We start from the raw sequence: 14,590 nt of genomic DNA on the forward strand, positions 1-14,590 counted from the left end.
ACCCACAACTATTTTACCTTTCTACAAATACTCTTACTAAATGAAGTTTAACTCATATCACCTAAACCACTCCCCCATCATAAGGCAAAGTAAAGCTAAAGACGCTTCCTTTATTGAGCTCACTGCTAACGGTAATGGTGCCACCTAGTTTTTGCACAAAATCCTTGCAAAGTACTAAGCCTAGGCCTGTACCCTCTTCGTTGCTGGTGCCAAGTCTTGATTTCTTATAGTCAACGATAAAAAGGTTGTGCATTTCCTCAGTCGTCATTCCAATTCCTTGGTCACTAACACTGATTTTAATAAATTTCTTTTCTACAGCGGCACTTATGGTTATCGCGCCTTTGGTGTACGAGAACTTAATGGCATTCGAAATTAAATTTCGCAGTACCGTCGCGACTTTGTTTTTATCGGTTACAACATCTAGGTCAGCAGCTATAGTGTTGTGAATGCTGATCTCTTTTTGCGAAGCTTGAATCTCCAGTAGTTTCAGCTCCTCATTGATTAAGGTCTTGATTGATAATTTTTTGTTTTCAACCGGTTTCTCTTGGTCCAAAGCCCAAATAAGCACATCATTCAAGATTTCAGAAGCCTTAGTCGCGGATTCTTTGATAAGGTTTAAAAAGAGTACCTTCTCTTCCTCATCAGCTCCTCCTTGATCTTGTAACATCAAATCAGACAAGGCTTCAATCGAACTCAACGGATTCTTTAAATCATGAGCGATGATCTTGAATAGTTTGTTTTTAGTGTTATTGATGTCGTTTAGGTGGTCATTTTGCACCTGAACATTGTCTTTCAAATTACTAATTTGCTGCGTTTGAAATTGGAGCTCGGCATTGATTTTGTTTTTGGCTTTTTTCTGCAAGAACAAGATTACCACTATAGCTACAAGCACCAGTGTCAAAAAAATAAAAAAATAAGTTTGATTGTTTTTAGACTGTAATTTCAAGTCCGCATTTTCATTTTCAATCTTCAACTTCTGTAGCTCATATTGCGACCGGTCTAACTCATTCAAACTTTGGTACAGCTGTACTTTTTTCTGGTCTTTGTATTTTAAGGCCCTGTCACGAGCAGCGATATATTCATTCTTATATTCTAACGCTTTCTTAATATCTGATTGCTCTTCGTAAATGGTGGAGAGTGCTAAAATATTAGCGGCCTGAAGCTCAACATCCCCTTTTTTAGTAGCAAAGTCTAAACTCAGATTCGAATAATAAATGGCGTCATCATACAACTTCTGCTTTAACTTTACTTCTGCAATATTTAGGTAAAGTAGCGCATGCAATGGTTTTGCATCCATTTGTTCAGAAATAGCTAACCCCTTTTGAAAATAGGCAATCGCTCTGTCAAACTCTTCTAAATGTATATAGCTATCCCCTAAGTTATTATAATTTACGGCAAGGGTATAATTGTCATTTTGCAATTTTAAAACAGCGATAGACTTATTGTATAGTACAACACTTTCCTCTGTTTTTTCTGTTGCGTTTGCAATGTTAATGTAACAGGTCGCAATTCCTTTGTAATAATTATTTTTTTTAAATAGTGCTAATGATTTATTTAAATAGTTCAAAGCCACTTTGTGATTCGTATTGCTATAAATAGTTCCAATACCATTGTAGCAGTAAGCCACTCCAATTTCGTTTTGGTTCTTCTTGTATAAATTCAAAGCCTTGAGATAATACTTAAAAGAAATATCTTCGGAATACACAAAAAAATAGGATTGCCCTAAGAAAAAATACAACTTGCTTAAAAGCTTGGATTCTTTTGTGTTTTCAAAATAAGGAAGCGCTTTATTAAAACTTTTAATCGATTCAAAATAATTGAAATTTTCTCTGTAGTAAAGCCCTTTTTCTAAAAACACTTTGGCAATTTGTTCTTGCGAACTCAGGTTATACGCTAGATCAAGCGCTTTCTGATAATAAAATTTAGCCTCTTTTTCTTCACTAAACGGAAGTTGAATTGCTTTTTTAATGTAGGCATCTATTTTTAAAGTGTCTTTAATAAATGCTTTGGTAATTTTAATTTGATCATAAGGTAAAGCCTTTATATGCTGACCAAACGTTACATAAGGAAAAATAAGAAGTAAGAGAATACAGAGTATTTTTTTCATTAAATCGTATTAATATCTTGAAAATCAGAATGCGAATATAAAACTAATAATCATAAATTTAAAATGATTTGGCTAGAGATTTTAAAAATAATTGTAAGAAATTTAAATAGGCTTCTCAAACGCCTCAAAAGGGCAACAACAGCAATTAGATTATAATTAGTCCGAATCATTTTTTTCTAAATCCTCACTCTTCGCAATAAAAGGCCTGTACGGCTTTCTACCCTAATTTGATCCTTTTTTACTATCTTTAAACCTCGTTAAAAATTAAAAACATGAAAAATATAATTCTTAGCTTCTTTACCTGCTGCGTTCTTGGTTGTACTGCTCAAGTAAAACTAAATGATATTCCGCTTACCACAGCGCCTTTAAATTATACACTGGAAACGGTTGTCGATGGGATTCCGATTCCGTGGGGAATGGCTTTTTTACCCGATGGCTCTTTTTTAGTAACTGAAAAAAGCGGTGTTTTGTACCATGTAACTAATGGCAAAAAAACCGAGGTTAAAAATGTACCGGAAGTCTACAATCGTGGACAAGGTGGTTTATTGGATATTGTTTTACATCCTGATTACACTAAAAACGGATGGATTTACATTAGCTACGCTTCTACAGAAGGAGAAGGCACGGGTGGAAACACCAAAATTATTCGCGCCAAGCTCGAAAATGAAAGTTTAACGTCAATCGAGTCTATCTACAAATGTGGTCCTAACACCACCAAAGGGCAACATTTTGGATCCCGAATTGTTTTTGACAATGCCGGTTATTTATTTTTCTCAGCAGGAGAGCGTGGTGCTCACTTTGTGAACCCGCAGGACCTTAGCCGCGACAACGGAAAAATTTACCGCCTCAACGCTGATGGCAGCATCCCAAAAGACAATCCCTTTGTAGGTATGGCTAATGCCAAAGAAGCAATTTACACCTATGGAAATCGAAATCCACAAGGAATGACGAAGCATCCTATAACAGGAGCCATCTGGGAACACGAACACGGACCGCAAGGGGGTGACGAAATCAATATTGTTAAAAAAGGAGCCAATTACGGCTGGCCAGTGGTTACTTACGGCATCGATTACGACAATACCATCATTAGTAGTATCCAACAAAAAGAGGGAATTCAAGATCCTGAATACTACTGGGCGCCTTCTATCGCTCCAAGCGGAATGGCTTTTATAAGCAGTGACATTTACCCTAAGTGGAAAGGAAATTTACTCGTAGGTTCTTTGAAATTTCAATATGTAGAAATGCTGACTTTTACGGATGATAAAATTACTGGACGCCAAAAAATCGCTACTGATGTAGGACGCTTACGTAACATTATGCAAGGACCGGACGGCTACATATATTTGGGTGTGGAAGGAAAAGGAATTCTAAAAATAATACCAAACTAAAATGATACTATCAAAAACGACACTAGCGCTATTGGTTATGGCTTCCACTGCTTTTACTTTCGTTAGCCGTCACACTACTACTACCGTTACTACCGATTATATCCCTTTTTTGGTGAAAACCGACCAACAAACCGACTTGCAAAAAAGCATTGCTGCCGGTAAAGAGGTCTATGCCGATTTTTGCATGCAGTGCCATCAAGCAACTGGAAAAGGCAGTGGCTCTAGTTTTCCGCCTCTTGACGGATCCGATTGGCTAAAAAACAAACGAACGGAAAGCATTCATGCTGTCAAATACGGTCAAAAAGGAGCGATTACAGTTAACGGAAAAAAATTCAACAGCATGATGCCCGCCATGGGATTAAGTGACGAAGAAGTCGCTGATGTGATGAATTACATTATGAATAGCTGGACCAACAAACAGTCTAAAATGGTTACTGCAACAGAGGTAGCCTCAGTCAAAAAATAAAACAAAACACCTATCAAAAAAGATAATTAACAGCGAAACCTCCGTAGTAATTGCGGGGGTTTCCTGGATAATAGGCTCGCGGTTGCGCGGTTCCAAAACCTACCGCATTAGGTACAATACTCGCAGCATAACGGGCATCCGTCAGGTTGTTAACTCCTGCGCTTAGCGTCGCTTTTATGCTTTTTAAAATAGTAAAAGCGTAGCTTGTTTTACAATCAAGTAGCTTATAAGCCGAAGTGAATTTTGAGTTTTGATCGTTGATCGGGATTTTACCGATACCTAAATAGGATGTACTAAAACTAAAACCTGAGTTTGAAACGGCATCTAGTGCAAAATTCCATTGTGTATTAGGCACTCCCGTTAATTTATTTCCAGAATAATCCTTTGCATCATCTACAAAATCCTTGAATCTAAAATGGTTTATTGCTGCCGAAAAATTCGTGCTTAGCTCCCAATTATTGCTTTTAATCCATTGGTAATTGAGTTGTGCTTCGAGTCCTACATGGGAACTTGAGCCGGCGTTAATACCAATATATTGATCCTCGGCCGTTCGTCTAGCGACCAATAAATTCGTGATTTGCGTACTAAAAAAACTAATCTCGGTATGCAGCTTGTTGCCTAAAGTAGTTCCTTTCCAGCCCAATTCATAATTCCACCCAATCTCTGGTTGCAAGTTCGTATTAATTTGTCCTGTTGGCGTTAGTGTTTCGGCCACTGTTGGCGTCGAAAACCCTTTGCTTACCGCTGCAAAAAGAGTTTGATTTTTGGTAAAACTATAGGAAAGCCCTACACGCGGTGACAAAATGGTTCCAAAACTATATTGTAACGCAGGTGCTGTACCACTGCCAAAAAGATTCTCCCAGGCATAATGCGTCGTGTTCAAAGCCAATCCGGCTTCCAAATGCCAGTTGGTCGAAAGCGAAAAATCCATTTGAGCAAAGTAATTCTGGTAGTTGTTATTTTGTTTTTTAGTGCTAAACTCGGCTCCTTGCACGCTGCCTTGATTGGGTTGCGTGAGGTATAGGTTTCTAAATAGTGAAAAGCGATAGGTGTCAAATGCCATTTCAGTCCCGACACTCATCTCAAACGGAACCGCTAAAAAAGTATTTTTATAATTCAAACTAGAACGAATCCCCACCGAAGCCGATTGATCGTCAAGAATATCGAAAGGTCGTGGTTCAAATGCTTTTTTATAATTACCAAAGACCGCAGCTTTCAATGTCCAATGATTTCCTAATTCCTGATCGTATCCAACTCCTACCAGTACTTTGTCGTAGGATTCAAAGCCTTGGGCCGCTAACCAATTAGCTGCTGCTTTTTGTGGATTGGTTGTAAAATCCGTTTCGTTGATTGAACTTGGAATAAACGCTTTGAGTTGAGTGTAAACTGCTAAAAAACTTAAGCTCGCGCTTGTTGTAATTTGCTTTTTGGCCTGCAAATGCAGTGATTTTCGGTCGTAAGAAGAATTTTGGCGAAAGCCGTCACTTTGCAAATGGCTGTAATTAGCATATCCATTGGCGCCTTCTTGAGCGTACCCGCCCGAGAAACTTTGCTTCAAAAGTCCGAAACTTCCATACGTACTGTTGGATTTTACAAACGATTTTTGATTACCTCCCGGATTGGTTAAAAGGTGGATAATTCCGCCTAATCCCGCACCAAAGCTAGTCGCATTAGGACCTTTTATAATTTGGATGGAACCAATGGATTCTAGATCGATATCTTCGATGGTCGATTCCCCTTCGGCAGTAGTTAGCGGAATGTTATCTAAATAGGTTTTGATTCGGGTGGTACCAAAAGGCGTTCGTGCCCCCATACCACGAATGGTTATTCGGTTGGTGTTTAGCGCACCCTGTTGCATGTACACGCCGGGAATTTTATTTAAAACTGGTGTAAGAATGGCGCCGTCATTAGTATTGATGGCGACTTTATCGATAACCGCTATGGCTGCTGCAGCCACTTGCAATCGCGTAGCAATAGGTGCCGCACTAATTTTTATTTCTGATAAGGCCGTGGTGTCTTTTTGGGCTTGACCCATACTGGAACAAGTGCAAAGGAGCAAGGTAAAAAGGGTAACATATTTAAGTAAAAACACAGTCTTATTTTTATCGCGATTAAAGGATTAAAAATAGGCTTTTAATCTGTATTTATCAACTCGAAAACAGACATCCTTCGGACTCCTTTCAAGCTATTAGAAAACCATTTGTCTTAAAAAAAACAGCAAAAAAAAGCGAATCAACTAAAGGATTCGCTTTCTATATACTCTTTCTACTGTTTTATTTTGGTGACAACCAAGGTTGCGGATTGGTGTACACTGTGTTTTGAGACAATAAGAATTTGATCACTGTTTTACCAGTATCTCCATTGGTTCGAACTCTACCTATCGTTTGCTTACCACTCACTTTTTCTCCTTGACTAACCGATACCGAGCTAAGGTTTTGGTAGACCGTAAAGAAATCTCCGTGTTGTATGACTACCGCTTTGTTTATTGGTGACAACACGATTACACTCGCTACTTCACCGCTAAAAACGGCTCTAGCGCTTGCACCTTCATTAGTTGTGATTTCGACTCCACTGTTGTGAATAACAAGTGTACTATAAATTGGATGCGCTTGGTCTCCATACCCTAGGGAAATAAACCCTTTTTCAACGGGCCATGGCAAACTTCCTCTATTGGCTCTAAAATTATCAGCTACAATTTTTGACTCCGGTGTTAACTCGATTCTAGAAGACGAAACAGGTGCTTTGGCGGCTTTGGCAGCGACTTCCTTAGGTGTGTCATTGGATTTAGAAGCAAGGGCTTGTGCTTTGGCTCTTTCTAAAGCGGCTTTTCTGTTCGCTTCGGCAATTGCCTCTCTAATTAAACGGTCAATTTGTTTGTCGATCGATTTGGATTCTCTTTGCTTTTTGCGAATGTCAGATACGATTCGGTTTTTATCCTTTTTAATCGAATTTACCAATTGTTCTTGAATTTCCTTCTCTTTGACAAGAGCAACACGTTCTTTCTCATTCTCAACCAATAGTTTTTTCTTTGCTACTTTTTGAACGTTCAATTTGGCATTGAAGTCAACAAGTTCTACTGATTTCGCATTAATTTCAATACCTTGGTTTTTTCTAAAACTGGTATATTGTTTTAAATATTGCGCGCGCTTGTAAGCCTGCAAGAAATTTTCAGACGATAAAATAAACATGGCCCTACTTTGTTCTGATCGGCTTTTATACGATTTCACGATCATCTTAGCGTAATCTTCTTTCAGGATTTTTAGTTCCTTGTTGAGTTTATTAATCTTCATTTGATTAATATACATATCATTGGCCAAAAGCTTCATTTGCTTTTCGGTTGTATTGATCAAGGTTTCTTTAAGGCGTATTTTATTTTTTTGGATCAAGAAAACGTTCATTGCTGATTTCTCCTTCGACTTTACGTTAAGCAGCATCTTTTCGTTTTCTCTAATCTCTTTTTGTATTTCAGCTTTACGTTGTTCTAACTTTTCTTGTTGCGACTGGCTCCATGACAGGGAAGTCAGACAGATAAATAGTAGGCTTAGGAGAAATTTTTGCATCTTAAAAAAATATTTTCGCGAATTTACTTAATTATAATTCGATTATAACCATTTGGAACACTATAAGGAAAAGAAAGTTCTTCATTAAAGGTAATGGTAGTGTACTCTAAATTAATTTCAGACTTTCCTTTGGGCTGAAATGTTTTGATATTCACATTAGCAGGCATTGTAGCTTCTGGAAACACTTTGGTATCAGCGTAAGCGACTTGAATCATGCGAGACTCCGCAGTTTGCGTGATTTCTTGCTTGTTTACCGTAAAGTCAGCTCCATTAAGGTAAAATGTTTTCTTGGTATTTCCTGTTTTTGCATCGTCTAAGCGGTACAATTGATCAACCAATGCTTCTGTGTATTTTCCTTTTTTCAAATCGTCAAGTGCTTCCCCTACTAAAAGATTTTGGATCTTATTGTAATCCAAGTCGGTTCCTAACCACTGACTTAATGCACTAAAATCGCCTTCGAAATAGGTTCCTTTTATTTTTTCGTAATAGCTTACTGAAGTTGGAGTAATCGAAGCTTTTGCCATGGTAATCCCTAGAAAACGGATACTCACTAAAATTTGCTCGTCTTTTTTGATCTTGATTTCAGCCGTTACGTTTTGTGTTTGCTTATCATCTGCATACTTGGCATTTGCTCTAATATATACCGATGAATAATTGCTTTTGATATTGTAATGGTTGGCTATAATTTTAGAAGCTTTCATTTCGTCTATTGGCTCGGTAGCGACAGCTGTGGGAATTGCTTTGGCCTTAGCTTTACAAGACACCAGCGAAACGGAGCTAATACCCGCAATACAAAGCATCACTATAGTTCTTGAAAATAGATTCATTTTAATTTTTTTGTTTTAATAATTGATTGGCTTTGCCGAAATAAAATTCTTTTTTCTTTACATCGCCGAGTCCATTATAGGCTTCTCCTAACTGAATATAAAAATTGGCCTCTAATGGTATATCCTCTACTACATAATCCATGCCCATTTCTAAAACGTCTTTTCCTTTTTTAAATTGCTTTAGCTGATTAAATCCTAAACCTGCATAAAAATAAAACTGTGGTTGCGCCGGAAACAACTCTAAAAGTTCATTCGATTTTTTCACTACAGCGTCAAATTGACCTAGCTCTGTTTGCGCTTGAAGCAAAAGCAAATTGGTTTCGATATCGACTGTTTTGCTTTTTTCATTGGCCAAGTCATAAAACCGAATCGCTTCTTTATAATTCTTTTTATTTTGGTGGTACTTCCCTATTTCCTTAGCCACATTTACATTGGGGTCAGAGTCAAAATAACGCACGGCCTTTTCGACATCGGGCATGTATTGCGGATTGGCATACGCATAAATCAAGAATTCATTTAAAATCCTGTGCTTGATTTTATTGTCGATTTTGGGACTTGCCAAAACTGTGTTCATTGCCGTTACTGCCTTTGCACCGTCATTTTTGTCTAAATAAAACTTGAACAAACTCACCTGCGCCCAGACCGAAGTGGGAATGGCTTTTTCTAGTTTTTGTGCTGTTTCCAACACTTTATCTATCGCGTCATTTTTTGAGTAATAATAAATCAGCGAAATGTAGTTCGACTCCTCTTGCGGGAATTTACTAATTTGCTGTAGCAAATTGGCAATTTCAGCATTCTGATATTTTCCTTGAGAGAGGATTTGTAGCTTGTAGGATTCCCTACGATCTGATTTCCCTACGGTTTCATTGAGCTCATTAATTAAATCTAGCGCCGCATCAAACTGTCCCGTGTTCATGTAGAGTGATGTTAAATCCTCTTTGAATTTAGGGTCAAATGTAATGAGTTTATCGATGGTTTTTATAGCACCTTGGTAGTCCTTAGTAGCATAATTAACATCGTACATGCCAATCCAAAACCATTTGTTGGTAGGATCAATTTCACTTGCTTTTTGAAAAGAAGTAAATGCATTGCGGTAGTCCTTTTGAGCCAGATAGTTTTTACCTAATTCAAAATAAAGCACGGCGTTTTGCGGTTCTAATTTTAAGCATTGCTGCAATGAAACGATCGCTTTATCGTAGTTTTCAATTCCTTTTTGCTTGAGTGCTTCATAAAAATAATCTTGAAATTTGTCGGCATTGGTTTTCGTCTCTACTGCCTCTGGTTGCGCCCATAGCGCAGCAGCATTGCATAGCAAAACAAAAAGTAAAACAATAAGCGATCTTTTTTTCATCCTATTTTTATAAATTTATTGGCAGCCAATTTATGGAAGAGTAACGCTACTCTAAAACCGAATAATCACCAATATTAACGCTAGTAAACGCGCCATCAAAACGAGCATGATTCCCGATCATGGCGTTGTCTAAAGTCGCATTTTTTATAACTGAATTCGTCTGAATCAAACTGTTCTTTACTGTAGCATTTTCGACACGACATCCTTTTCCTAACGATACGTTAGGTCCCACTGTTGCATTTACTAAAACTACATTTTCACCAATATAACAAGGTGGAATAATCGTTGCGTTTTCTAGTTGAACCGAATCAGCAACTAGTGGCGCTCCATCTTGATGTAAAAACCCAAGCATTCTGCTATTGGTCTCCACGGTTACCTCTTTGTTACCGCAATCCATCCATTCATCTACGCTACCGGTTTTAAAAACTTTACCGTTAGCCATCATCGCTTTGATACCATCATTAATTTGGTATTCGCCACCATTTTGAATGTTGTTATCCAATACTTTTTGCAACTCCGTTTTTAAATCTCCTACTTCCTTGAAATAATAAATCCCGATAACAGCTAGGTCACTAACGAAAGTCGTTGGTTTTTCGACTAATTCAATAATGTCATTAGTAGCGTTCAATTTTACCACACCAAAAGCTTCCGGTTTGTCTACTTGTTTTACCCAAATCACAGCATCGGCTTGTGGATCTAATTCAAAATCAGCTCTAATCAAAGTATCTGCGTAAGCGATAACTGCCGGACCCGATAAAGAATCTTGTGCACACATGATAGCGTGACCCGTTCCAAGAGGTTGGTCTTGTCTATAAATAGATGCTTTTGCACCCAAGCTTTTAGCCAAAGTCTCTAAATCAGCGACAACTTGCTCTCCAAAAAAAGCTTCGTCACCAAGAATAAAAGCCACTTCGGTTACGGGCTCTTTTAAGATTTTAGCAATATCCTCAACCAAACGGTGTACGATTGATTTACCGGCAATAGGAATTAATGGTTTTGGTATTGTTAAGGTATGTGGGCGAAGGCGAGAACCACGTCCTGCCATAGGTACTATTATTTTCATTTTTATATGATTGAAAGGAACGAAGCAATCTCATTCCGTGTTGTTAGATTATTATATTTTTTATTAGGCCACAGATTAAACGGATTTAACTGATTTCTAGAACTTTGTATTTTGCATTTTTTTATTTGCTTTCCACAAAAGAATCCTGTTTACTACTCACTAATTACTATTCAATATTTACTAATTACCATTCACTATTTACTAGTTACCATTCACTACTTACTAATCACTACTTAATTAACCCCCGTACTACCAAATCCCCCTTCACCTCTAGCGGTTTCGGATAGTTCTTGTACTTCGATCCACTCAGCGCGATCGTGTTTAGCAATGATAAGTTGCGCTATTCGTTCTCCGTTTTGGATTTCGAAAGCTTGATTGGATAAATTTACTAAAATCACACCAATTTCCCCACGATAATCAGCATCAATAGTTCCTGGTGAATTAAGCACTGTGATTCCGTTTTTGAAAGCCAGGCCACTACGTGGTCGTACTTGTGCTTCGTATCCGATAGGTAATTCGATAAAAAGACCGGTTTTAATTATGGTTCTTTCTAGGGGTTGTAAGCTGATGCTCTCCGTAAGGTTAGCTCTTAAATCCATTCCTGCTGATGCTATGGTTTCATAGTGTGGCAAGGCATGTTGCGATTTATTGATAATATTTACTTTCATAATAATGTGTTTGTTTTAAAGTACAATTTATCAATGGTACTTCTGTTTTATTTTAGCCCTGATAGTAGCGGCATCCTTTTTATTCGCCGCGGCGAATAAAAAGATACAGCGGATAGCAGGAACTAGCTCCTGAAAAACTATTTTTTTATAATTTTTAATAAAGTTTCTTTTTCGTTGTGATAAATAAAATAGAGGAAAACGATCAAAAGTCCGATTCCTACAAAATAATTTTCGCGAAATCCATAAAAGGATATTGCTGAGAAAAACACTGATAAAGAGAGGTAGCCTCCAATTTTTTTCATATCATACGGAATAGGATAGTATTTATTTCCTAGGTAATACGAAATGAACATCATGCTACCGTAGGCAGCCAACGTCGCTATCGCTGCGCCATAATAACTCATGTTTGGGATTAATAAAAAGTTTAAAACCAAGGTAATTACAGCTCCCGCGATTGAAATATAGGCGCCAATATAGGTTTTGTCGATTAGTTTGTACCAAACCGATAAATTGGTATAAATTCCCAGGAAGAAGTTCGCCAGAATAATTAAAGGAACTACTTTCATGGCGACCCAATAAGAGTCGTTAGGAATCATTAGCATTTTAAACAAATCAGCAAAAACAATTACCGATAACAATATAAACGAACCAAAAATGACAAAATACTTGGTGATCATGGCATAGGTTTGCGGTGCATTTTTATCAGAAGCATGGCTAAAGAAAAAAGGCTCGATCCCCAAGGTGTAGGCGGTGCGGTACAAAACCATGAACAGTCCTAGTTTGTAACAAGCAGAATAAACTCCTACTTCGGCTTCGGCAATGTTAGCGGGTAGCAAGCGTCCTAAAAGGATTTTGTCAAACTGTTCGTTAATAGCAAAAGCAATACCGGCAATCATAATGGGCAAACCGTAGCGCATCATGCTTTTCCACAAAGCAAAATTAAATTTCCATTTAAGAAACAAATAGTTGTTGGATAGAGCCACAAAAGTCAAGAAACTAGCAATGATATTTCCCATGAATATATAGCCGATTTGATAGTCAGGCACATAGTTTGTTCCTAAAAAACTATCCGGGTAATACTTGGCAATTTTGGGGAAATACAATAGAAAAAAGACATTGAGCAGCAGAAATACGAGTACATTTCCTATCTTGATTATAGCGTATTTAATGGGTCTTTGGGTTGCTCGTAATTTAGAAAACGGAATAATAACCAAGGCATCAAATACTAAAATCCATATCGCATAGGTAACGTATTGCACATCTATTTGGAGGAACAACGCTAACTGGTTTCGAAATAATAGGGCAATGAATAAAAAACTTATGGAGGTCCAAAATAGCGATACTGTCGCAGTCTCAATGACATTGTTTTTATCGGTTTCCTTGTTATAGAACCTAAAAAAAGTAGTTTCCATTCCGTAGGCAAGCACTACATTGAAAAAAATCATCCACGCGAAAATGATAGATACTTTTCCGTATTCTACTTCTGGAAGTAAATCAGTGTAGAGACGCACCAAAATAAAACTAAACATTCGCGGTAAAACCGTAGCTAGTCCGTAAATGGCTGTTTGTTTAAAAAGGCTTTTGTATAATCCCAAAATAAGAGGTGTGATTTATATTAAAAACAAAAATAACTAATTCTTTGGTTTAATAGATGGATAGATCGATCGTTTACCAATAGTGTTGGTTTAAAACACAAAAAAGGGGGTGTTAAGACAATCCTTCTTCGTTTAAGATTTTCAAAAAGTGAAACCCTTTAGGCACAAAACCTTGATTGTAATAAAAGCGATGCGCCGTAAAATTACCTGTGTAAGCATCTAGAACAGTCATAGTACAACCCAATTCTACAGCTTTAGCATCTATATAATCCGTTAGCATTTTACCTAAACCTTTAGAGCGATGATTAGGGTCGACAATAAAATTATCAATTTCAATATATTTTCCAGACCATAGCTTTACTCCTGTCCAAAAACCGGTTAGAGCGACACAAACACCGTTCTCATAAATAGCCAATTGCTTGTAATTATGAGGAACCATTTCTTCAAGATAGGATTGGTATTTTTCGATAGTGAAGGTTGGATACAAATGCTTAAGGATTTCAATTTCCCCCAGCATTTCGTCTATTCTAGTGAGTTCTTTTAGTAACAAGATGTATATTTTTAAATTATTATAGAAGCATAAAATTAATCAAAAAAAAGAGTCTCGCATTGCGAGACTCTAAATATATTGTAAAGAATTTTTCTTATCCTTTCAAAGCTTCTGCTCCACCAACGATCTCTAGGATTTCGTTCGTAATAGCAGCTTGACGTGCTTTGTTGTATGTTAACTTCAATTGATTTCTCAATTCTGTTGCGTTATCTGTTGCTTTGTGCATTGCCGTCATACGTGCTCCATGCTCAGAAGCAAATGAATCACGAATTCCTTTGTACAATTGCGTTTTCAATGATTTAGGAATCAAAGTCAATACAATCTCTTCTTTTGATGGCTCAAAGATGTAGTCTCCTGCAGTAACTGGAACATCAGACTTGATTGGTGCTAATGGTAAAAACTGTTCGGTTTGAACAATTTGAGTAGCAGCATTTTTAAATTGATTGTAGATCAATTCGATTTTGTCGTACTCACCACTAACAAATTTAGCAGTCAATGTGTCCGCAATTGCAGCAACATTATCGAAAGTAAGGTTGTCAAAAACACCACTTTGATTTTCGATAACTTTACTTGTCTTTGTTAAAATATCATTTCCTTTTTTACCAATAGCGAAAATATCCACTTGTTTACCAGCATAAAAAGAAACACGATTTTTAGCTTCCTTAATTACATTACTATTAAAAGCACCACACAAACCTCTGTTAGAAGTGATGGCAACAACTAATACTTTTTTTACTTCACGTTGTGTCGTAAATTCTCCACCTGCATCACCTTCAAGTGTAGCAGAAAGATTTTGTAATAATTCAGTTAACTTTTCGGCATAAGGGCGCATTGCTGTAATTGCATCTTGTGCTTTTTTCAGCTTTGCAGCAGAAACCATTTTCATTGCCGATGTAATTTGCATCGTAGATGAAACGGAAGTAATTCTATTACGGATTTCCTTTAAATTTGCCATTGTATTTTTAGTAATTAGTAAATAGTGATTAGTAACTAGCTCTTCACTAGTTACTAATCA

Annotated in this window: 12 protein-coding genes; 2 read left to right on the forward strand and 10 right to left on the reverse strand. The window is 37.2% G+C overall.

The window, feature by feature from the left end:
• Positions 1-61 precede the first annotated feature (61 nt).
• A complete protein-coding gene (locus ACZ2G0_RS03295; RefSeq protein WP_470308990.1) occupies positions 62-2,107 on the reverse strand; it encodes a tetratricopeptide repeat-containing sensor histidine kinase in 2,046 nt (681 codons plus the stop codon).
• A 272-nt stretch (positions 2,108-2,379) separates the two neighbouring features.
• Here ACZ2G0_RS03295 and ACZ2G0_RS03300 point away from each other — a divergent pair, with 272 nt between their 5' ends.
• Both ACZ2G0_RS03300 and ACZ2G0_RS03305 read left to right on the forward strand, forming a co-directional pair.
• On the forward strand, positions 2,380-3,495 hold the full coding sequence (locus ACZ2G0_RS03300; RefSeq protein WP_470308991.1) for a PQQ-dependent sugar dehydrogenase: 1,116 nt from the start codon (positions 2,380-2,382) through the stop codon (positions 3,493-3,495).
• Between the two features lies 1 nt (position 3,496).
• Positions 3,497-3,961, forward strand: coding sequence for a c-type cytochrome (locus ACZ2G0_RS03305; RefSeq protein WP_470308992.1), 465 nt, complete (start codon positions 3,497-3,499; stop codon positions 3,959-3,961).
• 13 nt (positions 3,962-3,974) lie between these two features.
• Here the strand turns inward: ACZ2G0_RS03305 and ACZ2G0_RS03310 are convergent, their stop codons facing one another.
• The 9 genes from ACZ2G0_RS03310 to atpG all read right to left on the reverse strand — a co-directional run bounded on the left by ACZ2G0_RS03310 (position 3,975) and on the right by atpG (position 14,530).
• A complete protein-coding gene (locus ACZ2G0_RS03310) occupies positions 3,975-6,053 on the reverse strand; it encodes a TonB-dependent receptor family protein (RefSeq protein ID WP_470308993.1) in 2,079 nt (692 codons plus the stop codon).
• A 181-nt stretch (positions 6,054-6,234) separates the two neighbouring features.
• Positions 6,235-7,521, reverse strand: a complete 1,287-nt coding sequence (locus ACZ2G0_RS03315; RefSeq protein WP_470308994.1) for a murein hydrolase activator EnvC family protein — start codon at positions 7,519-7,521, stop codon at positions 6,235-6,237.
• Between the two features lie 23 nt (positions 7,522-7,544).
• Entirely contained in the window at positions 7,545-8,348 is an 804-nt protein-coding gene (gene lolB1 / locus ACZ2G0_RS03320) for a lipoprotein insertase outer membrane protein LolB1 (protein WP_470308995.1), read from the reverse strand.
• Between the two features lies 1 nt (position 8,349).
• Positions 8,350-9,699 (reverse strand): tetratricopeptide repeat protein, encoded by a 1,350-nt coding sequence (locus ACZ2G0_RS03325; protein WP_470308996.1) that lies wholly within the window; start codon positions 9,697-9,699, stop codon positions 8,350-8,352.
• Between the two features lie 46 nt (positions 9,700-9,745).
• Positions 9,746-10,762: a sugar phosphate nucleotidyltransferase gene (locus ACZ2G0_RS03330; RefSeq protein WP_470308997.1), complete on the reverse strand. Its 1,017-nt coding sequence runs from the start codon at positions 10,760-10,762 to the stop codon at positions 9,746-9,748.
• A gap of 233 nt (positions 10,763-10,995) precedes the next feature.
• Entirely contained in the window at positions 10,996-11,430 is a 435-nt protein-coding gene (gene dut / locus ACZ2G0_RS03335) for a dUTP diphosphatase (protein WP_470308998.1), read from the reverse strand.
• A gap of 137 nt (positions 11,431-11,567) precedes the next feature.
• On the reverse strand, positions 11,568-13,025 hold the full coding sequence (locus ACZ2G0_RS03340) for a lipopolysaccharide biosynthesis protein (RefSeq protein ID WP_470308999.1): 1,458 nt from the start codon (positions 13,023-13,025) through the stop codon (positions 11,568-11,570).
• 112 nt (positions 13,026-13,137) lie between these two features.
• On the reverse strand, positions 13,138-13,542 hold the full coding sequence (locus ACZ2G0_RS03345) for a GNAT family N-acetyltransferase (RefSeq protein WP_470309811.1): 405 nt from the start codon (positions 13,540-13,542) through the stop codon (positions 13,138-13,140).
• A gap of 127 nt (positions 13,543-13,669) precedes the next feature.
• A complete protein-coding gene (atpG, locus tag ACZ2G0_RS03350) occupies positions 13,670-14,530 on the reverse strand; it encodes an ATP synthase F1 subunit gamma (RefSeq protein ID WP_470309000.1) in 861 nt (286 codons plus the stop codon).
• Between the last annotated feature and the right edge of the window lie 60 nt (positions 14,531-14,590).

The sequence above is a fragment of the Flavobacterium sp. KKT103 genome, assembly GCF_055640565.1.